This is a genomic window from Mesorhizobium sp. M0601 (assembly GCF_040320845.1).
In the GTDB taxonomy this organism is placed as follows: domain Bacteria; phylum Pseudomonadota; class Alphaproteobacteria; order Rhizobiales; family Rhizobiaceae; genus Mesorhizobium.
Map to the genome: position 1 here is coordinate 223,034 of NZ_JAMYQK010000003.1, position 22,108 is coordinate 245,141.

At 63.6% G+C, this 22,108-nt stretch carries 22 protein-coding genes; 8 read left to right on the forward strand and 14 right to left on the reverse strand.

What is annotated here, in order from left to right; translation table 11 throughout:
* The first annotated feature begins 126 nt into the window (after window positions 1-126).
* A complete protein-coding gene (locus NKI41_RS05210; RefSeq protein WP_352681767.1) occupies window positions 127-1,152 on the forward strand; it encodes a LacI family DNA-binding transcriptional regulator in 1,026 nt (341 codons plus the stop codon).
* 10 nt (window positions 1,153-1,162) lie between these two features.
* On the opposite strand, the gene NKI41_RS05215 is transcribed toward NKI41_RS05210, so the two are convergent.
* Genes NKI41_RS05215 through NKI41_RS05240 form a run of 6 tightly spaced genes read right to left on the reverse strand, consistent with a single transcriptional unit; the run spans window position 1,163 to window position 7,650 of the window.
* Window positions 1,163-2,080: a ribokinase gene (locus NKI41_RS05215; protein WP_352681768.1), complete on the reverse strand. Its 918-nt coding sequence runs from the start codon at window positions 2,078-2,080 to the stop codon at window positions 1,163-1,165.
* A 31-nt stretch (window positions 2,081-2,111) separates the two neighbouring features.
* The gene (locus NKI41_RS05220) at window positions 2,112-2,987 is read right to left on the reverse strand and encodes a MurR/RpiR family transcriptional regulator (RefSeq protein ID WP_352681770.1); all 876 of its coding nucleotides are present in this window, start codon (window positions 2,985-2,987) and stop codon (window positions 2,112-2,114) included.
* A complete protein-coding gene (locus NKI41_RS05225; RefSeq protein WP_352456543.1) occupies window positions 2,984-3,961 on the reverse strand; it encodes an ABC transporter permease in 978 nt (325 codons plus the stop codon). The genes NKI41_RS05220 and NKI41_RS05225 overlap by 4 nt, the downstream gene beginning before the upstream one ends.
* A 16-nt stretch (window positions 3,962-3,977) precedes the next feature.
* The gene (locus NKI41_RS05230; protein WP_352681772.1) at window positions 3,978-5,504 is read right to left on the reverse strand and encodes a sugar ABC transporter ATP-binding protein; all 1,527 of its coding nucleotides are present in this window, start codon (window positions 5,502-5,504) and stop codon (window positions 3,978-3,980) included.
* A 56-nt stretch (window positions 5,505-5,560) separates the two neighbouring features.
* Window positions 5,561-6,619, reverse strand: coding sequence for a sugar ABC transporter substrate-binding protein (locus NKI41_RS05235; RefSeq protein WP_352681774.1), 1,059 nt, complete (start codon window positions 6,617-6,619; stop codon window positions 5,561-5,563).
* Between the two features lie 41 nt (window positions 6,620-6,660).
* Complete coding sequence (locus NKI41_RS05240; RefSeq protein WP_352681776.1) at window positions 6,661-7,650, reverse strand: TIM barrel protein; 990 nt, start codon at window positions 7,648-7,650, stop codon at window positions 6,661-6,663.
* Window positions 7,651-7,899: 249 nt separating this feature from the next.
* On the opposite strand from NKI41_RS05240, the gene NKI41_RS05245 reads away from it, so the two are divergent.
* The gene (locus NKI41_RS05245) at window positions 7,900-9,378 is read left to right on the forward strand and encodes an esterase-like activity of phytase family protein (protein WP_352681778.1); all 1,479 of its coding nucleotides are present in this window, start codon (window positions 7,900-7,902) and stop codon (window positions 9,376-9,378) included.
* 146 nt (window positions 9,379-9,524) lie between these two features.
* Here NKI41_RS05245 and NKI41_RS05250 read toward each other — a convergent pair whose 3' ends face one another.
* Window positions 9,525-10,310 carry a L,D-transpeptidase gene (locus NKI41_RS05250; RefSeq protein WP_352471581.1) on the reverse strand — a complete coding sequence of 262 codons (786 nt, stop codon included), beginning with the start codon at window positions 10,308-10,310 and terminating at the stop codon, window positions 9,525-9,527.
* A 192-nt stretch (window positions 10,311-10,502) separates the two neighbouring features.
* On the opposite strand from NKI41_RS05250, the gene NKI41_RS05255 reads away from it, so the two are divergent.
* Window positions 10,503-11,975, forward strand: coding sequence for an MATE family efflux transporter (locus NKI41_RS05255; RefSeq protein WP_352471580.1), 1,473 nt, complete (start codon window positions 10,503-10,505; stop codon window positions 11,973-11,975).
* 9 nt (window positions 11,976-11,984) lie between these two features.
* Here NKI41_RS05255 and NKI41_RS05260 read toward each other — a convergent pair whose 3' ends face one another.
* On the reverse strand, window positions 11,985-13,193 hold the full coding sequence (locus NKI41_RS05260) for an MFS transporter (RefSeq protein ID WP_352471579.1): 1,209 nt from the start codon (window positions 13,191-13,193) through the stop codon (window positions 11,985-11,987).
* Window positions 13,194-13,349: 156 nt separating this feature from the next.
* Here NKI41_RS05260 and NKI41_RS05265 point away from each other — a divergent pair, with 156 nt between their 5' ends.
* Complete coding sequence (locus NKI41_RS05265; protein ID WP_023676740.1) at window positions 13,350-13,925, forward strand: TMEM175 family protein; 576 nt, start codon at window positions 13,350-13,352, stop codon at window positions 13,923-13,925.
* A 7-nt stretch (window positions 13,926-13,932) separates the two neighbouring features.
* Here NKI41_RS05265 and NKI41_RS05270 read toward each other — a convergent pair whose 3' ends face one another.
* Entirely contained in the window at window positions 13,933-14,214 is a 282-nt protein-coding gene (locus NKI41_RS05270) for a hypothetical protein (RefSeq protein WP_023676741.1), read from the reverse strand.
* A 130-nt stretch (window positions 14,215-14,344) separates the two neighbouring features.
* Between NKI41_RS05270 and NKI41_RS05275 the strand changes: the two genes are divergently transcribed.
* Window positions 14,345-15,217 carry an SDR family NAD(P)-dependent oxidoreductase gene (locus NKI41_RS05275; protein WP_352681781.1) on the forward strand — a complete coding sequence of 291 codons (873 nt, stop codon included), beginning with the start codon at window positions 14,345-14,347 and terminating at the stop codon, window positions 15,215-15,217.
* Window positions 15,218-15,286: 69 nt separating this feature from the next.
* On the opposite strand, the gene NKI41_RS05280 is transcribed toward NKI41_RS05275, so the two are convergent.
* From NKI41_RS05280 to NKI41_RS05290, 3 genes are all read right to left on the reverse strand, one after another.
* Window positions 15,287-15,718 (reverse strand): low affinity iron permease family protein, encoded by a 432-nt coding sequence (locus NKI41_RS05280; RefSeq protein WP_031211766.1) that lies wholly within the window; start codon window positions 15,716-15,718, stop codon window positions 15,287-15,289.
* A gap of 169 nt (window positions 15,719-15,887) precedes the next feature.
* Window positions 15,888-16,529 (reverse strand): DapH/DapD/GlmU-related protein, encoded by a 642-nt coding sequence (locus tag NKI41_RS05285; protein ID WP_352471576.1) that lies wholly within the window; start codon window positions 16,527-16,529, stop codon window positions 15,888-15,890.
* 96 nt (window positions 16,530-16,625) lie between these two features.
* On the reverse strand, window positions 16,626-17,114 hold the full coding sequence (locus NKI41_RS05290) for a CreA family protein (protein WP_254818969.1): 489 nt from the start codon (window positions 17,112-17,114) through the stop codon (window positions 16,626-16,628).
* 205 nt (window positions 17,115-17,319) lie between these two features.
* Here NKI41_RS05290 and NKI41_RS05295 point away from each other — a divergent pair, with 205 nt between their 5' ends.
* Together NKI41_RS05295 and NKI41_RS05300 are read left to right on the forward strand one after the other, a co-directional pair.
* Complete coding sequence (locus tag NKI41_RS05295) at window positions 17,320-17,898, forward strand: SCO family protein (RefSeq protein WP_352450110.1); 579 nt, start codon at window positions 17,320-17,322, stop codon at window positions 17,896-17,898.
* Window positions 17,899-17,909: 11 nt separating this feature from the next.
* Window positions 17,910-18,782 (forward strand): 50S ribosomal protein L11 methyltransferase, encoded by an 873-nt coding sequence (locus tag NKI41_RS05300; RefSeq protein ID WP_352681783.1) that lies wholly within the window; start codon window positions 17,910-17,912, stop codon window positions 18,780-18,782.
* A 39-nt stretch (window positions 18,783-18,821) separates the two neighbouring features.
* Here the strand turns inward: NKI41_RS05300 and NKI41_RS05305 are convergent, their stop codons facing one another.
* A complete protein-coding gene (locus NKI41_RS05305; protein WP_352450114.1) occupies window positions 18,822-19,001 on the reverse strand; it encodes a hypothetical protein in 180 nt (59 codons plus the stop codon).
* A gap of 200 nt (window positions 19,002-19,201) precedes the next feature.
* On the opposite strand from NKI41_RS05305, the gene NKI41_RS05310 reads away from it, so the two are divergent.
* A complete protein-coding gene (locus NKI41_RS05310; protein ID WP_352681785.1) occupies window positions 19,202-21,046 on the forward strand; it encodes an aminopeptidase P family protein in 1,845 nt (614 codons plus the stop codon).
* Here NKI41_RS05310 and NKI41_RS05315 read toward each other — a convergent pair.
* On the reverse strand, window positions 21,036-21,926 hold the full coding sequence (locus NKI41_RS05315) for a LysR family transcriptional regulator (protein WP_352501051.1): 891 nt from the start codon (window positions 21,924-21,926) through the stop codon (window positions 21,036-21,038). The two genes, NKI41_RS05310 and NKI41_RS05315, sit on opposite strands and share 11 nt — an antisense overlap.
* Window positions 21,927-22,108 lie beyond the last annotated feature (182 nt).

Below are 22,108 nucleotides of genomic sequence, written 5' to 3' on the forward strand. Positions count from 1 at the left end.
TCCGTAAACGTTTACGAGAACACACCCGATGGCGTAGAATGTCAATTGGCCGGCTGTGAAAAATCGTGGCGTCGGCTTGGCCCGGAGAGCAGCCGGTGCTAGCCAAGCAAGGGGGAGTACTGTCCTTTGGCGTCCAGCATTCACGACCTTGCGCGTCACCTGAATATTTCGATCGGCACGGTGTCGCGCGCGCTCAACGGCCGCGCCGACGTCAATGCCGACACACGCCAGCGCGTGCTCGATGCGGCCAAGAAGCTGAATTATTCGCCGAACCAGTCCGGCCGCAGCCTGCGGCGCGGCGCCACCCATTCGATCGCCTTCATGCTGCAGCCGCATCCGGGCGACCAGGAATATGGCGAGCCGTTCTTCATTCCGTTCCTGACCGGGTTGCAGGCCAAGCTCGCCGAAAGCGGCCTCGACCTGATCGTGGTGATGGGCGCGCCGGGCGACTATCAGCAGGAGCGCCTGCGCCGTGTCGTCGAGACGCGGCGGGCCGATGCCGTGGTGCTGGCCTGGACGCGGCGCGAGGACGAGCGCATCGACTATCTGACCCAGGCCGGTTTCCCGTTCGCGACGCTCGGCCGCAGCCGCTCCGGCGGCGATTCCTATCCCTCGCTCGACCTCGATTTCGAAAAAGCCGGGGCTGACGCGGTCGATCGTCTCGTCGCGCGCGGTCACCGCCGCATCGCCGCCATCCGCCCGTCGCTCGACCTCAATTTCGGCTATCTGTTCCTCGCCGGCTATCGCAAGGCGTTGCGGCGGCACGGCATCGAATTCGACCCCGAGTTGATCGCCGACGGCTTCATCAACGAGGCCGGCGGCTACGCGGTGATGCCGAAGGTCATGCACTCCAAGGACCCGCCGACGGCCATCATCTTCAACAACGACGCGATGGCGCTTGGCGGCTGCAAGGCTCTGGCCGAGGCGGGCATCAGGCCCGGCCACGACGTTGCGGTGATCGTCATCGTCGACACCCCGCTCTGCCGCTATTTTTCGCCGGCGCTGACCGGCTTCCGCCCGGCGCTCGAGCCGATGGGCGAGCGGTTGGCCGAAATGCTGCTGGCATCGATCCCGGCTTACGCCGGCGCCGAAGGCGCACGCATCATCCGTGAAGTCTGGCCGCTGGAACTGATCGCGCGCGACAGCGATTGAATCGCGGCGCTCACTGAGCAGGCTCAGATTGATCAAGACCCCCGCGCTCGCGCTCCGGCGTTGCGACCAGCGAGGCAGCGGCGGCGTTGGCGGCGCCAAGTGCCGCCTCGACGGGCTCTCTACGCGCAAGCCACGCCGCAAAGGCGCCGACGAATTCATCACCGGCACCGTGGGTGCTGACCACCTCCACCGGCATCGCCGGCAAGGCGAATGCCTGGCCGTCGCGGTCGCGATAGGCAACGCCCTCGCCGCCGGCCGTGACGATTGCAGCCGGATAGGAACCGACGAGTATGCCGGCCGCCTTCGCAGCACCCTCGAGCGTGTCGACGACCGGAACGCCGGCCAGGAACTCCGCCTCGATGGCGTTGACGATGACGATGTCGGTCAGCGCGATCAGTTCGGCTGTCAGCTGTCGCGCCGGCGCCGCATTGAGAACCACGCGGCCGCCAAACGCCTTCACCGCTCGCGCCGCGGCAATGTTGGCGGCTTCCGGTACCTCGTTTTGCAGCAGCAGAACCGCCGTTTGCGCGATCAGCTCGGCCGCCTCAGTAATGTCCTTTTCGCCGAGAGTGAGATTGCTGCCCGAGACGATCACCGCGCCATAGTCGCCGCGGTCGTCGAAAATCGCTACGCTCATGCCCGAGCCGGCGCCCGAAGCCACTCCCACGAAGCGCTGGTCGACGCCGTTGCGATCGAGATTGTCGAGAAGCGCGCGGCCGAAATCATCGTCGCCGACAGCTCCGATCATTGCCGCACGCACGCCGGCCCGCGCTGCCGACACCGCCTGGTTGCCGCCCTTGCCGCCGCATTTCGGATGCCAGGCATGGCCGGTCACCGTTTCGCCCTTGCGTGGGCGATCGGGGGCTTCGACCATGATGTCGTAATGCAGGCTGCCGAATACGGTCACCAGCGGCGGGGGAGCCGTCATGTGCCCCACACCTTCATGAGCCGCTTGCCTTTCATGAGTTCTTGTCTTTCCGTTTCGACGTCACGGCAGACATGGTGCGGCCGAGATTGCGCTCCGCCGCCTGGTAGTCGCGTTGCGCGACCGCGACGAACAGCGCGTCGAGAATGTTGAGCTGGGCAATGCGCGCCGCCGCGTTCTCACCCATCAACGGCGAGCCTTGCGCGGTCGAGCAGAGCACGATGTCGGCGACGGCTGCCAATGGCGAGTTGTCATAGTTGGTGATGGCCAGCGTGCGCGCGCCGCTTTTGCGCGCAAGTTGGATGGCGTCGATGACGGCGCTCGTGTTGCCGGAATGCGAGAAGCCGACGGCGATGTCGTCGGCGCCGAGCAGCGAGGCCGACATCAGCATCAGGTGCGAATCGTCGTAGACAGAGGTGCGGATGCCGATGCGCAGGAATTTGTGCGAAACGTCGCGTGCGATCTGCGCCGAGCCGCCGACGCCGTAGAAATCGCGATTCCTGGCGCGGTAAAGCAGATCGGCGGCACGGTCGAAATCGTCCATGTCGAGGATGGCGAGCGTCTCCTCCAGCGCCTGGATAGAGGTGCGGAACACCTTCTGCACGATCTCGGCCGAACTGTCGTCCACCGACAGCTCCTGATGCATCTCGGCGGTCGGCAGGCGACTGTATTCATAGACCGCCGTGCGAAAGTCGCGATAGCCGGAAAAACCCAGCTTCTTGGCGATCTTGACCACCATCGCCTCCGACACACCGGCCTCCTCGGCGATCTGCTTGAGCGGTATGGTCTCGTCGAAGCCGCGCCGTCCGAATACGGTTTCAACCACCTTCGCCTCGAGCGGCGTCAGATGCGGCATCATCATGCGAATGCGCGGTCCTACTGCTTTCAGGTCCAGCCCGGTCAAGGTCATCCACGTCCCCTCGTCACGCGATCGATAAGCATCGCGGCGAGGATTATAAGGCCAGTTGCCAGGAGCTGATAGAAGGACTGCACGTTCATCAGCGTCAGGCCGTTGCGCATGCTGCCAAGGATGACGGCACCCAGGATGGTGCCGACGACGCTGCCCTTGCCGCCCATCAGCGAGGCACCGCCAATCGCCGCCGCCGCTATGGCGTCGAGCTCCCAGAGATTGCCGAGAATGGGTTCGGCCGCACCCAGCCGGCCGATCAGGATCTGCGCTGCAAGCGCTGCCAGCAGGCCCGAGATCATATAGGCGGCGATCTTGGTGCGGGCGATCGGCACGCCGGCTATGTAGGCCGCCTCCTCATTGCCGCCGACGGCGAGCAGATATTCGCCAAACGGTGTCTTCTTGAGGATGATCCAGGCAATCAGCGCGACCACGGCCACGATGATGACCGCCAACGGCAATCCGAACAGCGAGCCGTTGAAGATGGCACGGAAGCCGGCAGGCAGGCCGAGCACCGGATTGCCGCCGGTATAGATCAGCGCCAGCGCCCGGTAGGTGCTGAGCGTTCCCAGCGTGACGATGAAGGGCTGCAGCCCGACATAGGCAACCAGCACGCCGTTGAGCAGTCCGCAGGCGAGGCCGATGGCGAAGCCGGCGGCGATGGCCAGCGGAAACGGCACTCCGGCAACCAGCATCGAGGCCGAGATGACCGCCGAAAGGGCTGCCGTCGGCCCGACGGACAGGTCGATGCCGCCCGAGATGATGACCAGCGTCATGCCCAACGCCAGGCACGCATTGATGCTCGATTGCTGCAGGATGTTGATCAGGTTACGCTCGGCAAAAAAGCCGGGGACCAGCGCCCCGAAGACGGCGAGGATCACCACCAGGCCGATCAGCGTGCCGGCGTCGCGCACGGAAAACCGGTGCAGGAAATCTGCCCTTGGGCGCGCTGCTGTGTGTTGGGTTATATCGGTCATCGGCTGGTCCTGTCCGTTATGCACCGGCCCGATGGCCTTGCGCCTTGCCGGCCTCAATCTCCGTTTGGGGTATGGCGTACGCGGCGATCGCCTGTTCGCTGAGACTTGCGCGGCCCAGTTCGGCGGCGACCGTGCCGTCGCGCATGACCAGCACGCGGTCGGCGAGCCGGATCACCTCGGGGAGTTCGGACGACACGACGATTACCGAATGGCCTTCGGCGGCGAGTTCCTCGATCAGGTGGTAGATCTCCGCCTTGGCGCCGACATCGATGCCGCGCGTCGGCTCGTCGAACAGAAGGATCCGCGTTCCCGCCGCCAGCCAGCGGCCGATGATCGCTTTCTGCTGGTTGCCGCCGCTGAACAGGCGGATCGGCCGGTCGAGCAGGAACGGCCTGAGATTGACCCGCTTCATCTTCTCGGCCGCGACCCGTTTCAGCCTTTTGTGATCGATGACGCCGCGCGGCGCGAACACGCCCATCGAGGCCAGCGCCATGTTGCTGGAGATCGACCGCAACGGCACGATGCCTTCGCGCTTGCGCTCCTCCGGCACCAGGCCGATGCCGGCCGCGATCGCGTCGCGCGGACTGGAAAGCTTTACCGCCTTGCCGTCGATCTCTATTGCGCCTGATGAGGCCCGGTCGGCGCCGGCCAGCAGCCGCAGCAGTTCGGTGCGGCCCGAGCCGACCAGGCCGGCAACGCCCAGCACCTCGCCGCGATGCAGGTCGAACGAAACGTCACGGACCTTGGTTGCCGAGGCGAGGCCACGCACGCTCAGCCTGATCTCGGGAGAAGCATGCGAGCGGTGTTGTTCCTGGGCAAGCTCGCGGCCGACCATCATCGAAACGACGGCCTTTTCCGACACCTGCGCGAGATCGACGGTTTCGACCACAACGCCGTCGCGCATGACAGTGGCGCGCTGGCAGATGCCGAACACCTCGTCCAGCTTGTGCGAGACATAGACGACCGCGACACCGTCGCGTGCCAGACCGGCAATGACTTCCGCCAGCCGTTCGAACTCGCTCGGCGTGAGGCTCGACGTCGGCTCGTCCATCGCCACGATCCTGGCGCGGTCGAGCAGCGCCCGCGCGATCTCGACGATCTGCCGCTGCGCCACCTTCAGGCTGCCAAGCGGGGCTGCCGGATCGATGGTCGGGTCGATGGCGGCCAGCGCTTCCGCAGCGCGGCTCTCCTGCTCGCGCCGTGCGACGAAGACGCCGCCGCGCGTCAACGGATGGCCGAGGAACATGTTCTGGGCGACGCTGAGGCGTGGCACCTGCTGTAATTCCTGATGGATCATCGCCACGCCCGCGGCGCGTGCGGCGACCGGATTGTTCAGCGTCACCGGCTTGCCGTCGATCAGCACGCTTCCCGCCGTCGGTCGGTAGACGCCTGACAGTATGCGCAGCAGCGTCGATTTGCCGGCGCCGTTTTCACCGAGCAGGCCATGGATCTCGCCGGCGCCGACCGAAAACGACACGTCGCTCAGCGCCCGCACAGCCGGAAACTCTTTGGAAATGCCCTCGAATTGCAGCCGCGCTGACATTGCTTCGGTTCTCCAGGCAAGGTGCCGACCCAAGGCCGGCACCTGCCGGCCCTGCTCTACTGGCCCGCTGCCGCGTCCTCGAGCAGCGCCTTGCGCACGGCGTCGCCGGCGCCAGAGTAACGGTCGGCATTGTCCTTGGTGATCAGCGCCTGCGGCGTGGCGACGACGCGCGGCAGCTTCTGCCCGGCCACCAGCCGCAGCGCAGATTCCAGCGCCACCTCGCCGGTCAGCACCGGGAATGAATCGACGGTGCCAGTCAGCTCGCCGGCGCGGATCGAGGCATAGGCGTCGGAGATCCCGTCGGTGCCGAAGACCGCAACCTTGTCCTGCAGCCCGGCAGCCTTGACCGCCTCGACGATGCCCAGCGCCATGCCGTCATTATTGGCATAGAAGCCGATCAGATCGGGGTGCTGTTGCAGGATGTTGGTGGCCGCGTCGTAGGAGGTCTGGCGATCCCAGTTACCGGGGACGCTGGCGACGACGTCGAACTTGCCGGCCGCGGTGATCGTTGTCTTGAAACCATCGGTGCGCTGGACGGCGGCGTAGACGCCGGCCTGGCCTTCGACGATGGCGACCTTGCCGCCGTCCGGCCGGTTCTTGATGAACCATTTGGCGACGCGCACGCCGTTGTCGCGCTGGACATTACCGACATAATGCTCGGCCTGCGGGATGACCGCGTCGTTGACGTTGACCACCGGCACGTTGGCCGCCTTGGCCTGTTCCATGCTCGGCTGCAGGTTGGAGTCGGTCTGCGGCGAGACGAGCAGCACGTTGTAGCCCTGTGTGACCAGGCCTTCGGCGATGGTGAGCTGACCGAGCTGGTCGCCCTCGCTCTGCGCTGCCTGGTAGACGACGGGCACGCCGGTGCGGTCGCCGAACGACTTGTAGCCCTCTCCCAGCGAGCGCCAGTATTCATTGGTCAGCGTCTTGGAGACCGCACCCGCCTTGGTACCCTCGGGCAGCTTGGGGAACGCACCGAACCTGGCCTCGAGCTGCGACCAGTCGATGCGATCCTTCTCGGTGTCGGAATTGAGCGGCGCGAGGTCCGCGGAAAAAGCCGAGCCGATGGACAGCGCCATCAGGGCAGCGGCAGCGGTGGCAAGTAGAAATTTCATGATCTTCCTCCCTTGTTGAAAAACGGTCTATGCCGCCGGCCTCAGCTGTCCGGCCCGAGCATGGCTTCCTGGATGATGGCCTGCGAGGCGACCGCGTCCTGACGGTCGACGGCAGTGGACAGGCGATTGTCCTTTTCCAGCCGATCGACGAAGCGCAGCATGCGCTTGACAGTCGCGATGTTGACTTCGCATTCGTGGACCGGGTCGAGCCCGGTCATGTCGGGGAACGTGTCGAAGTAGATGGCGCCGGCATAGCCGTCTCGACGGATCTGCCTGAGCAGCTCGATCGTCTGCAGCGTATGCACGGCCCCGACCATCAGGCCGTCGTCGCGCTTGGCGTAGCCGTCGTTGAGATGCACGCCGAGCAGCTTGCTGTGTCGCGCCACGAGTGCTGCGGCAAAGGCCGGCTGCTCGTCGGCATAGAGCACATGGGCGAAATCGAGCGTCACGCCGAGATTGGGCAGGCCGATCTCGCGGATCGCCAGCAACGTCGTCGCCGCGTCCGGCATCAGGCTGTAGGAGCGCGGCTCGTTGGGTTTGTATTCCAGGCTGATTTGGCAGCCCGGATCATGCGCCGCAACTTCACGAATTCCGTCGATTTCGTGTTGCCAGAGCGCCGAGTAGTCGGCCTGGAAAGCATAATCGAAGCCATCCTGCCCGAGCCACAAGGTCATCAGGCTGGCGCCCGCCTCGCGGGTGGCGTCGATGCCGGCCTTGGTCAGGTCGATGGCTTCGCGGCGAATGGCAGGATCCGGGTTGGTGAAGGCGCCGAGCTTGAAAGCCGGATTGGAATAGTAGCGCATGGCGAAACCATTGATGGAAAGCCCGATATCGCCGAGTTTGCGCGCTATTTCCGCAGGCTTTTCATCGACATGGTCGGGGAAGTTGAGGTCGAGATCGGTCAACTCCGCAACCTTCGCCGCACGTGCCGCCATTTGCAGCATGGACGGTTTGCCGACAAGATCGGGCCACTCGGACTGTGGCCGCGAGGCAAAGGAATTGAGGCGGGTGGCGAAACGATAGGCAGTCATCGGGGACCTTTCATTGTCATAACTTTACATTATAACGACTATTTGTAAAGTCGTTAATTGCTCGCTCGGCGACGACGAATTCGCCATACCCAGGCCAGTTGCGACCATGGGGGACAAGCAAGCGCGGCACTGTCACGCAAGTATCATGTTCGCGTCCTAGATCGCTTCTCCGAAGGCTTTCGCGGCAATCCTCGATGCGACGCGGCGCTTTTTCAGATCCCGGCAGCTTTGTTTCAAAAGAGGATATCCATGAAAAACCTGCACCGAACCGCGTCCCTCGCCGTCGCGCTGGCGATGTTCACCGCCTTGACCCCGGCCTTGGCTGAAAACGCCGCGACCGTCGGCGGCGTCAGCTTCGTCAACAAGGGCCTGGTCGGTGTCGGCCGCATCCCGGCCAGCCAGAAGGACAAGTTCGGCGAGACGTTTGGCTCCGGCTCAGGCATGTCGATCAACGCTGCCGGCTGGACGCATGGCGCCGATGGCTACAAGGGCTCGTTATGGCTGTTGCCGGACCGCGGCTACAATGTAGTCGGTACCACCGATTACCGCCCACGCCTCAACACGATTGCCCTCGAGTTCGCCCCGATCGCGCCGGGTGCGGCACCGGCCACCGGCCAGGAACAATCGGGCCTCAAGGCGACGCTTGCAGACACCATGCTTTTGACCGACGACAAGGGTACCGACGCAACCGGCCTCGATCCGCTCAACGGCGTGCGTGCCGCGACCGACGACATGCCGATCCTGCCCGAAGCCAACGGCAAGCTCGCGCTCGATAACGAAGCGATCGCGCGGCTGCCCGACGGCACGCTGTTCATCTCGGACGAATACGGTCCGAACATCTACCGCTTCTCCGCCGATGGGCGTCTGATGTCGGCAACGCAGCCGCCGGCGGCGCTTGTCCCGATGCGTCACGGGACGCCAAACTTTGCTTCCAACAATCCGGGACTTGGCGCGGCAGACCCAGATCCGAAGGATCCCGAAACCGGCCGTCAGAACAACCAGGGCCTCGAAGGCATGGCGCTGACGCCGGACGGGAAGTTCCTGATTGCCGTGCTGCAGTCGGCCCCAAGGCAGGATGGCGGCGATTCCGCCTCGACGCGTCAGAACACGCGCGCGCTGGTCTACGATGCCTCGGATCCCGGCCAGCTCAAGCTCGCGCATGAATATGTCGTGCCGCTGCCGGTGTTCACCGATGCAAAGGGCAAAACCAAGATCGCCGCGCAGAGCGAAATCGTGGCGCTGTCGGACAAGACCTTCCTGATGCTGGCGCGCGACAGCGGCAATGGCCAGGGGCTGAAGGGCGACACCTCGCTCCACCGCGAGATCAGCGTCGTCGATCTGTCTGCGGCAACCGATGTCGCCGGCACAGAATTCGACAAGGACAAGCCGCTGGCGCCCAAGGGTGAGCTCGATCCATCGGTGACGCCGGCCAAGCTGACGCCGCTCATTGACATCAACGACAAGACCGAGCTCGGCCGCTTCGGGCTGCACAATGGCGCGCCCAACGACCGCAACAACCTTTCGGAGAAGTGGGAGGCGATGTCGGTGGTGAGCGTCCTCGATCCGACACTGCCCGACGACTATTTCCTGTTCGTCGCCAATGACAATGACTTCCTCACGCAGGACGGCTTCCAGGTAGGCGCGGCCTACAAGGCCGAGGATGGCGCCGATGTCGACACCATGTTCCTGGTCTATCAGGTCACGCTCCCAGGCCTCGCCAAGAAGTAGCGGCACCCATACAGGCGGACGCGCGGAACGCGTCCGCCTGAGCTGGCGCGATTGAGCGGTCGTGCCCTTCAGTTGCGGCTCGCCCGCGCAAGGACGGTGTCCTGGTGCGTTGCAAAACCTGCGACTGACGATCCAGTCGAAGGCACTTACCTCAACATCTCCGCGTCCTTTGGCACGCCGGCATCGATCGGCTCGGCCGTCCTGTTCGACACGGCGGCGATCTTCCCGGCGGCCGACAGGTTCGGGCGCACGAAGACCGGCGCGACGCCGTCGACGCGGCTGTAGAGGTCGATAATGTCCTGATTCATGAAGCGCACACAGCCGGAGGAAGCGTTCTTCCCAATGGAATCCCACTCCGGCGTGCCGTGCAGCCTATACATCGTGTCCTTGCCGTCACGGAAGAGATACAGCGCGCGGGCACCAAGCGGGCTCTGCGGGCCGGGCGGCATGCCGTCCTTGTATTTCGCCAGTTCCGGCCGGCGTTGGATCATTTCCGGCGGCGGCGTCCAGACCGGCCACTTCTTCCTCGCCTGAACCACGGCGCTGCCGGTCCATCCGAAACCGGCCTTGCCGAGGCTGACGCCATAGCGAATTGCCTTGCCGCCGTCGCGCACCAGATAGAGGAAGTGCTCGGAAGTATCGACGACGATCGTGCCGGGTTTTTCTCCAGTGGGGTCGGCCACGATTTGACGCACGAATTTCGGATCGACCTTGGCTACCGGGATTGCCGGCAGTTGATAGCCCTCGTCGATGCGCGCGGCATACATGCTTGCGGCATCGCCGAAAGCCGGATCGCTTGGTGCCGCGGGCACCGGCGCCGCCACGTCCGTCGTAGTGCACGACGAAAGAGCCACGGAGGCCGCGCCCAGAGCGGATGCACCAAGAAAGGCGCGCCGGTTCAGGCGCTCAAAAAACAACGGAATATCGGACATGAGCCCCCCGGCCTACCCATGAGATCCAGGAAAATGCGGCCCCACGCGTGCGGGATCAATATACGATTCCGGAAGGTTGAGAAATGCTTAGATCAAGGCACGCCAGGCGGAATTTACAGCGCCGCATCGACCTCTCCCGTTAAATCGGCAATCATTGCGGACTCAAGACAAGCCTTCGCCGAGTTGCCTGCCATGGACGACAACATGCCCCCGCGCCGGCAGACCGGCGACCTCACCAGTGGGCCTATCCCGCGCACCCTGTTGCTGTTTGCCCTGCCGGTGCTCGGCTCCAATGTGCTGCAGTCGCTCAACGGCTCGATAAATGCCGTGTGGGTCGGCCGTTTCCTCGGTGAAGCGGCGCTGACCGCCACGTCCAATGCCAACCTCGTGCTGTTTCTCATCCTCGGCACCGTCTTCGGCATCGGCATGGCGGCGACCATCCTGGTCGCACAATCCGTCGGCGCTCGTGACCTGCCCGAAGCCCGGCGCATCGTCGGAACCAGCGCCACCTTCTTCTTCCTCGTCTCGGTGGTGTTCGCGGTCTGCGGCTGGATCTGGGTCGATGCGATCCTCGATGCGCTCGGCACGCCGGCCGACGCGTTGCCGCTGGCGCGCTCCTATCTGCGCATCATCTTCCTCGCCGTGCCGATGATGAACCTGCTGTCCTTCGTCATGACGGTGCTGCGCGGCGCCGGCGATTCGCGCACGCCTTTCCTGTTCATGGCGCTGGCCGTCATGCTCGACGTCGTTTTGAACCCGTTGCTCATCCTCGGCATCGGCCCGTTCCCCGAACTCGGCATCGCCGGCTCGGCCACCTCGACGCTGATCGGCCAGACGGTAAGCGTGGTTGCCATCCTGATCGTGCTTTATGCGCGCAAGCACCCGCTGCGGCTGGCCGGCCCTAATCTCGCTCTGCTGCGGCCGGACCCGGCGCTGCTGCGCATCGTCGTCTTCAAGGGCGTGCCGATGGGCCTGCAGATGATCGTCGTTTCGGCCGCGGCGCTGACGGTGATGGGCATGGTCAACTCGTACGGCTCGCAGGTCGCGGCTGCCTACGGCATAGCCGCACAGCTCTGGACCTATATCCAGATGCCGGCGCTCGCCATCGGCGCCGCGGTGTCGTCCATGGCGGCGCAAAATGTCGGCGCCAGGCGCTGGGACCGGATTGGACGCATCGCCACCTCCGGCGTCGGCTTCAACCTTGTGCTCACCGGGATGCTCGTCGCGCTGCTGTTCGTATTCGATCGCGCGGTGCTCAGCCTCTTCCTTGGCAGCGACAGTGCAGCAATCGACATCGCCACTCACATCAACAAGATCGCGTCGTGGTCCTTCATCCTGTTCGGCATCACCATCGTGCTCTTCGCCACCGTGCGTGCCACCGGCGCGGTGATGCCGCCGCTGATCATCCTGGTGATCTCGGTGCTGCTGGTGCGCACCAGCTTCGCCTATTTCTTCCGAAGCGTGATCGGCGAGGAAGCTCTGTGGTGGAGCTTTCCGGCTGGCTCTATGACCTCGCTCGTGCTGGCCGCGGCCTATTATCGCTTCGGCCGCTGGCGCAGCCTGCACATGATCGAGAGCCGGCCGGCTGCCGGCGAACCGCCGGATACCGGCCTCGGCGTACCGCGCCAGCGCGCGCACCTTTCGCCCGAGACACCGAACGGCTGAAAGGTCGGCTCAGCGCGCGTATTTCGCGCCAAACCCGAGAGCGACCAGGGAAAAGACGACAATCATGCCGGCAAAGGCCACGCTTGCCGCGGTCGCACCTGCCACCGTCGACAGAACGCCGATGCCGATGACCGGCAGCGCGTTGCCGCAAAAACAGCAGATGAAGAAGGCCGAGACGACTTCGGCGCGCCGGTCCGCCGGCGCGATCTCGTTCACCACTTGCAAGCCGCCGCGATAGCCGAGCGCTGCCGCCACGCCGCACAAGGCGGTGCCGGCAATCATTATGGTCATCGAGGCGAAGACCTGCGCCGCAACAATCAGCGCGACGGTTGGGATCATCAGCGCAAGCGCCGCGAACATCGCGGCTCGGCTCGAAAGACGTGCCGTCGCTACAATGGTGGCGGCCGTCACGATCGCCAATTCAAAGAACAGAGCGCCGGCTTCGGCATGGTTGGTTACCTGCAGTTGCTGCGCCAAAATGCTCGGTGCGAGTGCTGCATAAAAGCCGACCAGCGCCATTGCGCCAAAGCCGGTCACCGCCGGCGCAACGAAATTTGCACGGATGGCATCGGGCACGGAAAGGCGCGGCCGCATCGAAACGTCAGCCAGTTTCCCCGGCCGCGAAACGGTTTCCCGCGTGCGCCAGACCAGCAGGGTTACAGTCGCGAGCATCGCCAGGTAGACGACGAATGTCAGCCTGAGCGGCCAAGGCGCGTATTCGGCGAGCAACCCCGCTCCCAGCGCACCGAGGCCGAGGCCGAGAAAATTGGTGCTGGTGGCAATCGTCGCCGCCTGTGACTTGTCGTCGGTCGGGAGCAATTCGGCGAGCCAGGCGGTGCCGGTGCCCGCGCCGACGCCGATTCCCAGTCCGCTCAGAATTCGGGCGATGTCGAGCCATGCGACATTTTCGGCGAACAGGAAAACCACCGCGCTGACCACGGCCACCGCCATCCCGGCCAATGCCATTGGACGGCGCCCGATGACATCGGACACACGCCCCAACATCAGCAGCGCCGCCAGATTGCCGATGACATAGACGGCGTAGACCAGCGTCAAAGTGATCTGTGAGAAGCCGAAGACCTGCTTGTAGATGATGTAAAGCGGCGTCAGCGCCGTGCTGCCGGCGAAAAGAGCCGCGATCATAGCGGCCACGGTGGCCGCTGCAGCGCGGCCGCCGAGTTCGTAATCGCGCGTCATGACTTGAGCGTGAGCGGTCATTTTTTCGACCTTTTGCTGTTCGGGATCTGACATCCTAACGCCTTTTTCGCGTCAGCCGTTCCCCCTCCCCGGCTTGCTCCTGACAAGTTTGGCAGCTTTGCCGATGGCGCTGAGCGAGATCCTCTTTTAACTTCAGCGGATTGTCAGGGGAGATTCATGGGCAAGGGACGAGTCGAGGCATTCACCGATGGCGTGGTCGCCATCATCATCACCATCATGGTGCTGGAATTGAAGGTGCCGCATGGCGAGGATTTTTCCGCGCTGGCACCACTCTGGCCGATCTTCCTCAGCTATGTGCTGTCCTTCATCAATGTCGGCATCTACTGGAACAATTTGCACAACATGTTCCATACCGTGCAGCGGGTCGACGGCCGCGTGCTGTGGGCGAACCTCAACCTGCTGTTCTGGCTATCGCTGATGCCGGCGACGACAGCCTTCATGGGTGAGAACCATTTCGCGCCGGTGCCGGTTGCCGTCTATGGCGTCGACCTGGCGCTCTGCGCCATCGGCTTCAACATCCTCACCATGGCCCTGCATCGACTGCACGGCAACGAGACCCTTTTCGCCAGGGCGTTGGGCAATGACCTCAAGGGAAAGATCTCGCTGGTCCTCTATCTTTCCGCCATCGCGCTGACCTTCGTCAATCACTGGATCGGTGTCTCGATCTATGTCCTGGTGGCGATGATCTGGTTCGTGCCGGACAGGCGCTTCGAGCGGCTGATCGAGAAATAGGCCCCGTCTAGCCTCGCATTGCTTTCAGCTTTTCCGCTACCGACGCGGCAAGGTCGGCGTAGCGCTCCTCCAGCCGCTCGGCCGCCTTGATCACTGAAAAATCATGGCCGAATTTTTCCAGCGCCATACGCAGCTTTTCGACGAATTCGGCCTGTTTTTCGAGCGCCGAAAACAGCGTCATAACTTGCGCTTCGCTGATGTCGGGATTGGCGAGCATCTGCGGTACCTCGCGGCTCATCTGGTCGCCGGTGGCGGTCTGTTCTTTCAGGATCTCGATCCAGTCGGTCAATCGTCAGGTCTCCTTTTTCGATATCAGCATGCGCAGCGCCCGCCGATGCGGTCAACCCGAAGATGCCGGCACCGGCTTGCGCGAGCCTTTTTCCGCGCTAAGTTCGCCGCGGCCAGAACAGGAGAAAATCATGACCACCGACGCCGAGATCCAGACCGCCCTGCCTGCACTTGCCTCCGGCAATGTCGCCGTCATTACCGGCGCGGCCAGCGGCATCGGCCTTGCCGCCGCCAAACGGCTGGCGGCGATGGGCATGAAGATCGTGCTGGCCGATATCGGCGGCGAACGCCTTGATGAGGCTGCCCGCGCCGTCGCTGCTATCGGCGGGCAGAGCGCCGTACTTGCCGTCGCCACCGATGTCTCGAAGGCCCAAGACCTCGACCGGCTGGCCGAACGGACATCCGGCACTTTCGGCGACGTCTCGCTGCTGATGAACAATGCCGGCGTCGGCAACAACCCCGGCAAGCCCTGGGAGAACCGTGACGCCTGGAAGCGACTGCTGGACATCAATTTCTGGGGTGTCGTCCATGGCGTCGAGGCCTTCGCGCCGCGCATGCTGGCGGCGGGAAAGCCCGGCCTGATCGTCAACACCGGCTCCAAGCAAGGCATTACGACGCCGCCTAGCAACCTCGCCTACAACGTCTCCAAGGCTGGCGTGAAGACCTATACCGAGGGCCTTGCACACGCGCTGCGCAACGAGCCCGGCGCCAATGTCGCGGCGCATTTGCTCATTCCCGGGTTTACTTTTACCGGCCTGACCGAAGGCGCCACCGAAAAGCCGGCCGGCGCCTGGACCGGCGAGCAGGTCATCGACTTCATGCTGGCCTCGCTGCTGCGTGGCGATTTCTACATCCTGTGTCCCGATAACGAGGCGACCCGGCCCATGGACGAAAAGCGCATGGCCTGGGCAATTGGCGATATCATTGAGAACCGTCCTGCTCTGTCGCGCTGGCATCCGGACTACAAGGATGCTTTCGCGGCATTCATGACACGCAGCGCATGATCCCGAACCGAAGATCACCAGAGCAAAGAATCGGATCCGATCTTCGCAGGTATGCGCCGGACCTTTATATCACGCCGCTGCGTGCTTCTTCGTGTTCCGCTTCTTCGCCATGGCTTTCTCGGCTGCCAACTCGGCAAGCTTCTGATCATGCCGCTTCGCTGCCTGTTCGCATTTCTTGCGGATCTCTTCGACCTCGGTCTCAGTCAGGTGTTCGATACCGATGAAGGTGTTCTGGGCTGTGCTGACCCGGATCAATTCGTCGAGCTTCGCCTGGATCGCGGCGCCATCGCGGTTCTGGGTGTTCTGAATGAGAAACACCATCAGGAAGGTGACGACCGTCGTGCCGGTGTTGATGACGAGCTGCCAGGTGTCCGAAAAGCCGAACATCGGCCCGCTTGCCGCCCAGACGACGATGATCAGGAAACAGACGGCAAACGTCGGCGGCAGGCCGGCAAAATGGGCGACGTTGTTGGCGATCCTGGTGAAAAGCTTCTCAATCATTCAAACTCCCTCAACAGCCGGGCGACGAACCCGGACGGAAGCCGAGTTCATTGTGTCTGCAGAAACAGTTGGCAGCCGCTCCTGGTTCCCTCGTGGCGGAAGATCGCGGGTACATTGTTGGAGGAGCAGATCGCGCAGGCCGTCGGACCGCTTGCAGATACGCCCGAAGTCAGGGGGCGCCGTTTTCCCAGCGGTCGAGGAAAGCTTCGATGGGCAAGGCCTGCATATCGGGGACTGCCCTGGCCAGTTTCTCGACCGGCCAGTCCCACCAGGCAAGACGTTCGATCCGGGCCGCAGTTCCCGCGCTGAAGCGCTGCCGCAATGGCGTGGCCGGAACGCCGGCGACGATTGCATAGGCCGGCACGTCGCGCGTCACCACCGAGTTGGCACCGACGATCGCGCCATTGCCGATCGCCACGCCCGGCATGATCACGGCGCCATGGCCGATCCAGACATCGTGGCCGATGCTGACGGCTCTCGCCCGCCGCCGGTCGCGGAATGCCTGATCGACACCCAGCCAGCGGAAGTACTCGTTGGGCCGATAGCTGATTTTGTGCTGCGTCAGCCGCTCGACCGGATGCTCCAGCGCATTGATGCGGCTGTTGGCGGCGATCGAGCAGAATTTGCCGATCGTCGTATAGATCGCCTCGGCGTGGCGCTCGAAGTAGGAGAAGTCGCCAACCATGACTTCACGTAAGATGACGCGCTCGCCGATCGACGCATAGCGTCCAAGCTTGCACGCCTTCAGCTCCGCCGTCGGGTGGATGCGCGGCTCGGGATCTTTCAGGACAAGGTGTTCGGGACGGTCCATGCGGGCGCTTTACGCCCGCGCGCAAAGTCTCGCAAGCCGAGTGCAGCGCCGCGCATCCGCTTGGACGCGCCAAGGACCCCGCAGCACCTTCAGTCTCTATTTCGGCTTGCCGCTGGTCCACACTACGTTCTGGCCGTAGAGCGGCACGGTGGTGACCGACATTTTTGCCGAGCCATCCTGCACCTGGCGCGAATGCGACAGGTAGATCAGCGTCTCGTTGGCCTTGTCGTAGATGCGGTTCACCACCTGCTTTTTCCAGATCAGGCTGATGCCTTGCTTGAACACCTCCTCGCCGGCCTCGCTCATGTCGATGTCGCCAATGGTGATCGGCCCGGTCTGGCGGCAGGAGATCGAGGAATCGGACGGGTCCTCGAACCAGTTGCCTTTCTGCAGGCGGTCGATCATGCCACGGTCGAAATACGAGACGTGGCAGGTCACGCCCTCGACCTTCGGATCCTTGATCGCCTCGACGATGATATCGTTGCCGAGCCAATCGACGCCGACCTTGCCGACTTCCTCGGCGGCGGCCGCGCCGGCGCCAATGACCAGGCATGCGGCTAACGCGCCGCCAATCAGTTTTCGCAAAGAGGCCTCCTGCGGTTCAAATTTTGCCGACCTCAGGTGGGACGAACGGCAGCGCTTTGCAAGCAGATCGCCTCCCACAGGATTGCCGGTTGCGGCAACGCGACATCTTTGCGTCGGCGCGACCGAACCGCTAAGAGTGTTCGCCAAGCCAGGGCCTTCACGGCGCCAACCCGGCGCCCGATGGAATAACGACGGACTTTCACTGATGATGCGTTCAATTCTGGTCGGTATTCTCGTCCTGATGGCCGCCGGAATCGGCTGGCTCACCTTCGACTGGTACCGCGGACATTATGGCGGCGAGCCGTTCGGAGCACCGTTCACGCTGGTCGACCAGAAGGGCGCGCCGGTCACCGAAGCCGCGTTTCGCGGCCACCCCAGCGTCGTCTTCTTCGGCTTCACGCATTGTCCGGAAGTCTGCCCGACCACGCTTTTCGAGTTGGCCGGCTGGCTGAAGACGATGGGCGACGACGGCAAGAACCTGCGTGCCTATTTCGTTACGGTCGACCCGGAGCGCGATACGCCGGAAATCATGAACACCTATGTCAGCAATTTCTCCGATCGCATCCTCGGCATATCAGGCGATCCGGATAAGGTCCACGCCATGGCCAAGTCCTTCGGCATCTACTGGAAGAAAGTCGACACGAACGACGGCGACTACACGATGGACCACACCGCTTCGGTGCTGCTGCTCAATGCCAAGGGCGATTTCGCCGGCACTATTGCCTATGGCGAAAGCCCGGACGCCGCCATCGCCAAGCTCAAACGGCTGGCGGCGGAAGGTTGATACATCCGGTAATGACGCAGACGCGTTTGTATTTCACCGCGGGCAAGATCGAGGCTGATCACATTTTCGCGGCGCTCGGTGCGGCGTTCGACGATGAGGGCCTGCCGATTGCGGTGCTCGAGGTCGACGAGGACCGCGACATCCACGAAGTATCGCTCTATGCCGGCGACGACGTCGATGCGGTCGAGGCGCGGCTCAGGGATGTACTTGCCGGACTGTCGCTGTCGAAGCCTATAGCGCGCGAAACGCTGCCCGACATCGACTGGGTGGCGCGCTCGCTGGAGGGATTGAAGCCGGTGCGGGCCGGGCGCTTCTTCGTCCATGGCGCGCATGACCGCAGGAAGCGCCACAGCGGCGAAATCGCCATAGAGATCGAGGCCGGCCTTGCTTTCGGCACCGGTCATCACGGCACCACCGCCGGCTGCCTCGAAATGCTGGAGCAGGTCGTACGGCGCGAGCATCCACGCAACGCGCTCGACCTTGGCACCGGCAGCGCGGTGCTCGCGATCGCAGCGGCCAGGCTCGCGCATATACCGGTGCTGGCGACCGACATCGACCCGGTCGCCGTCAAGGTGGCCGCCGCCAATGCGCGGCTGAACCACGTCAAGGGGCTCGTCGAAACAGTGACGGCGCCCGGATTCCACCACCCGATCTTTGCCGCGCGCGCGCCCTTCGACTTGATCGTCGCCAACATATTGGCGCGGCCGCTGATGCGCCTGGCGCCGCAAATGGCGGAGCATATCGCGCTCGGTGGCTCGATTGTTTTGTCGGGCATCCTCGAGCGCCAGCGCGATGCGGTAATCGCGGCCTATGTCGGCCAGAAATTCCGGCACGTCCGCACCTTGCACCGCGAGGGCTGGGTGACGATTCACCTCAAGCGCTGAGGCGCGACGCCTTCAACGCAAGCCGGAATCCGCTCGGACTTAGCGCGAGTTCGCCGCTTTCTTTAGCTGTTCGCGATCGTAGCCGTGAGCTTTCAGCGTTTCGTCGTCAAAGCCAAGCAGAACGCCGCTTACATACCGGCTCGCTTCGCGCTGGCGAGCTTCGATCAGCGCTTTCACAGCGTTTTTGAAAAATCCGCGTCTAGGTGAAATCGTGGACATGACGGTCTCCTTTGCAGGGCAACAGGACTTTTCCTCCACATTAAGAAGGTAAGCTCCGCTGACGCTTTTTGAAATCGTCGATTCTGCATGGCGTCCATGCGCAAAGAGACACGCAGCAACCGGGAATGATCGGTCCGAAAATCGATTCCGATTTTCGAAGTCATGCGCTACGGTCGCACCAGCATTCGAGGAGAGCCGACATGTTCCAGACCTTCGATTCCGCCGGCGATCCGGCCGTTGGCAAGCCGCGCGTGGCAATGCTGTGCCAATGGTTGGCGGCGAACGGGCTGGATGGCTTCATCGTGCCCCGTGCCGACGAGCACCAGGGCGAATATGTCGCCGACCGCTCGGCACGGCTGAAATGGCTGACCGGCTTCAGCGGCTCGGCCGGCGTCGCCATTGTGCTTGGCGAGCGCGCCGTCATGTTTGTCGACGGGCGCTACACGCTGCAGGTGCGCCAGGAGGTCGACCTCGACATCTTTTCGATCGAGAGCCTTGTCGACAACCCGCCGGCCAACTGGATCAAGGACAATCTCGGCAAGGGCGTGCGGTTGGGCTTCGATCCGTGGCTCCATACGATCAGTGACGTCAAGGCGCTGAAGGCCTCGGCCGAGAAATCCGGCGCGATACTGGTGCCGCTCGAACAAAATCCGATCGACGCGATCTGGCAGGACCAGCCCGGGCCGCCACTGGCGCCGGTCGAGATCCACCCGATCGGCTTTGCCGGCGAACTGGCCAAGGACAAGCTGGTGCGGCTGGCGGCGGCCATCGAGAAGGACGGCGCCACCCATGCCGTACTGACCGACCCCTCCTCCATTGCCTGGGCCTTCGACATTCGTGGCGGCGACGTACCGCACACACCGCTGGCGCTCGGCTTTGCCGTGCTCGCCGCCGACGGCTCGCATCTGCTTTTCATGGACCAGCGCAAGTTTTCGCGCACCGTCGCGGCCTACCTGACGCAGCTCGCCGAATTGCACGAACCAGGTGAATTCGAATGGGCAATCGTCACCCGGGCCAAGGGCGGCGCAAAAATCGCGCTGGACCCGGTTCTCGCGGCGGACAAGCTCAGAATGCTGGTCGAGGATAATGGCGGCACCGTCATTGCCACGGCCGATCCGGCCCGCATTCCACGCGCAACAAAGAACAAAGCTGAGATCGCCGGCGCACGCGCCGCACATCGCCGCGACGGCGCCGCGGTCGCCAAGCTGCTGTGCTGGCTCGACCGCCAGAAGCCCGGCACGCTCGACGAAATCGCCGTTGTCACCAGGCTTGAGGAGACGCGCCGTCAGACCGGCGAAGAAACGCAGATGCCGCTGCGCGACGTATCGTTCGATACCATCTCCGGCGCTGGTCCTAACGGCGCTATCATGCACTACCGCGTCTCCCGCGCCACCAATCGCAAGCTGGGGGATGGCGAGCTGTTCCTGCTCGATTCCGGCGGGCAGTACCAGGACGGCACCACCGACATTACCCGCACGGTTCCGATTGGCGCGCCAACCGAGGAGATGCGCGAGCGCTTCACGCTGGTGCTGAAAGGCATGATCGGCATCTCCATGCTGCGCTTCCCCCAGGGCACGCGCGGCTCCGAAATCGATGCAGTGGCGCGCCTGGCGCTATGGAGACACGGCTGCGATTTCGCCCATGGCACCGGGCACGGTGTCGGCTCCTATCTTGCCGTGCATGAGGGCCCGCAGCGTATCGCCAAGACCGGTACCGAGAAGCTGCTGGCCGGCATGATCGTCTCCAACGAGCCCGGCTATTACAAGGAAGGTTCCTACGGCATCCGCATCGAGAACTTGATTCTGGTGACACCGGCCGAGGCAATCGAGGGCGGCGACATCGCCATGCACGGCTTCGAGACACTGACGCTGGCGCCGATCGACAAGCGGCTGGTCCGATCGGACCTTTTAACCCGCGACGAGTTGCATTGGCTTGACGAATACCATGCGCGCGTACTGGCCGAGATCGGACCGATGCTCGACGGCGAAACGCTGGCCTGGCTGGAAAAGGCAACCGCGCCGCTGCCGCACGACTTCAAGCAATAGCCGCGGCGGCAACGCCGGTTGACAGGCTTTGCTCCGCAAGCAGTCCCTGCAAAGCGGTGACGTTGGGAGAACCGGCTCCCTTGCGCCAGAACAACACCGTGACGGCATTGTCTTCGTCAGCGGGCAGTTCGTGCAGCTTTAGCCAGCGGCTTTCCGGAAAACCCGAAAGCACGCTTTTCGGCATCAGCGCTATGCCCATGCCAGCCACCACGCAACCAAGGATGGCATGGTATGAACCAAGCTCGATGGTTTTCTCGGCCATGAACCCTCTACGCGCGTACCATTGTTCCAGCCGCTTGCGGTGCGGGCAGCCGTGCTCGAAGGCTATCATGGTTTTGGGCATGTCCAGGTGGTCTTCGACCGAAACGCGCGATGCCGCCGAGACAATGACCAGCTGCTCGTGGAATGCCGGCAGCTTTTCGAACGGAACGTCGGCGATCGGCTCGGCGGCGAAGGCTGCATCGAGTTCGCCGGCAAGCATGGCGGTCGCGAGAACCTGCGGATTGCCGGTGCGCAACTGGATTTCCACTTCGGGATAACGTGCGTGATAATCGGCGAGCAGACAAGGAAGCCGTGCCGCGGCCGTGCTCTCCATGGCACCTAGGCGAAGCGTGCCGCGCGGGCGTGGATCGAGCATCGCTATTCGCGCCTCCTCCGCAAGCGCCAGCAGCCGATCCGCATAGCCGACCAATTTGTGACCGGCCGGCGATACGTGCAGGCGCTTGCCCTCCCGGATAAACAGCTGCACGCCGAGATCCTCCTCGAGCTGCCGGATGCGTGTGGTCACGTTCGACTGCACGCGAAACAGTTTTTCCGCCGCCTTGGTGATTCCGCCCTCGCGCACCACCGTGCGGAAGATGCGCAGATCGGCCAAATCCATACATCTCTCCTGGAGAACATAACGATCTTAATTATTCATTTTAACTGATTATGCCTTTCCCGTAAATCGCCGGTGTAGCTGCCGCTCAACACGGCAAACCAGGGGAGATGGAAATGTCGCGTAAGCCCTTCGGCATCCAGCCGACCGATCTAAGCGCATTGACGCCGAAGCAGCGCGAAGCG

Bases quoted from the DNA above. Each gene is read 5' to 3' on its own strand.
- NKI41_RS05215 (WP_352681768.1), bottom strand. From the start codon at position 2,080: ATGACGGCTCCCCCGCCGCTGGTGACCGTATTCGGCAGCCTGCATTAC.
- NKI41_RS05220 (WP_352681770.1), bottom strand. From the start codon at position 2,987: ATGACCTTGACCGGGCTGGACCTGAAAGCAGTAGGACCGCGCATTCGC.
- NKI41_RS05225 (WP_352456543.1), bottom strand. From the start codon at position 3,961: ATGACCGATATAACCCAACACACAGCAGCGCGCCCAAGGGCAGATTTC.
- NKI41_RS05230 (WP_352681772.1), bottom strand. From the start codon at position 5,504: ATGTCAGCGCGGCTGCAATTCGAGGGCATTTCCAAAGAGTTTCCGGCT.
- NKI41_RS05235 (WP_352681774.1), bottom strand. From the start codon at position 6,619: ATGAAATTTCTACTTGCCACCGCTGCCGCTGCCCTGATGGCGCTGTCC.
- NKI41_RS05240 (WP_352681776.1), bottom strand. From the start codon at position 7,650: ATGACTGCCTATCGTTTCGCCACCCGCCTCAATTCCTTTGCCTCGCGG.
- NKI41_RS05245 (WP_352681778.1), top strand. From the start codon at position 7,900: ATGAAAAACCTGCACCGAACCGCGTCCCTCGCCGTCGCGCTGGCGATG.
- NKI41_RS05250 (WP_352471581.1), bottom strand. From the start codon at position 10,310: ATGTCCGATATTCCGTTGTTTTTTGAGCGCCTGAACCGGCGCGCCTTT.
- NKI41_RS05255 (WP_352471580.1), top strand. From the start codon at position 10,503: ATGGACGACAACATGCCCCCGCGCCGGCAGACCGGCGACCTCACCAGT.
- NKI41_RS05260 (WP_352471579.1), bottom strand. From the start codon at position 13,193: ATGACCGCTCACGCTCAAGTCATGACGCGCGATTACGAACTCGGCGGC.
- NKI41_RS05265 (WP_023676740.1), top strand. From the start codon at position 13,350: ATGGGCAAGGGACGAGTCGAGGCATTCACCGATGGCGTGGTCGCCATC.
- NKI41_RS05275 (WP_352681781.1), top strand. From the start codon at position 14,345: ATGACCACCGACGCCGAGATCCAGACCGCCCTGCCTGCACTTGCCTCC.
- NKI41_RS05280 (WP_031211766.1), bottom strand. From the start codon at position 15,718: ATGATTGAGAAGCTTTTCACCAGGATCGCCAACAACGTCGCCCATTTT.
- NKI41_RS05285 (WP_352471576.1), bottom strand. From the start codon at position 16,529: ATGGACCGTCCCGAACACCTTGTCCTGAAAGATCCCGAGCCGCGCATC.
- NKI41_RS05295 (WP_352450110.1), top strand. From the start codon at position 17,320: ATGATGCGTTCAATTCTGGTCGGTATTCTCGTCCTGATGGCCGCCGGA.
- NKI41_RS05300 (WP_352681783.1), top strand. From the start codon at position 17,910: ATGACGCAGACGCGTTTGTATTTCACCGCGGGCAAGATCGAGGCTGAT.
- NKI41_RS05305 (WP_352450114.1), bottom strand. From the start codon at position 19,001: ATGTCCACGATTTCACCTAGACGCGGATTTTTCAAAAACGCTGTGAAA.
- NKI41_RS05310 (WP_352681785.1), top strand. From the start codon at position 19,202: ATGTTCCAGACCTTCGATTCCGCCGGCGATCCGGCCGTTGGCAAGCCG.
- NKI41_RS05315 (WP_352501051.1), bottom strand. From the start codon at position 21,926: ATGGATTTGGCCGATCTGCGCATCTTCCGCACGGTGGTGCGCGAGGGC.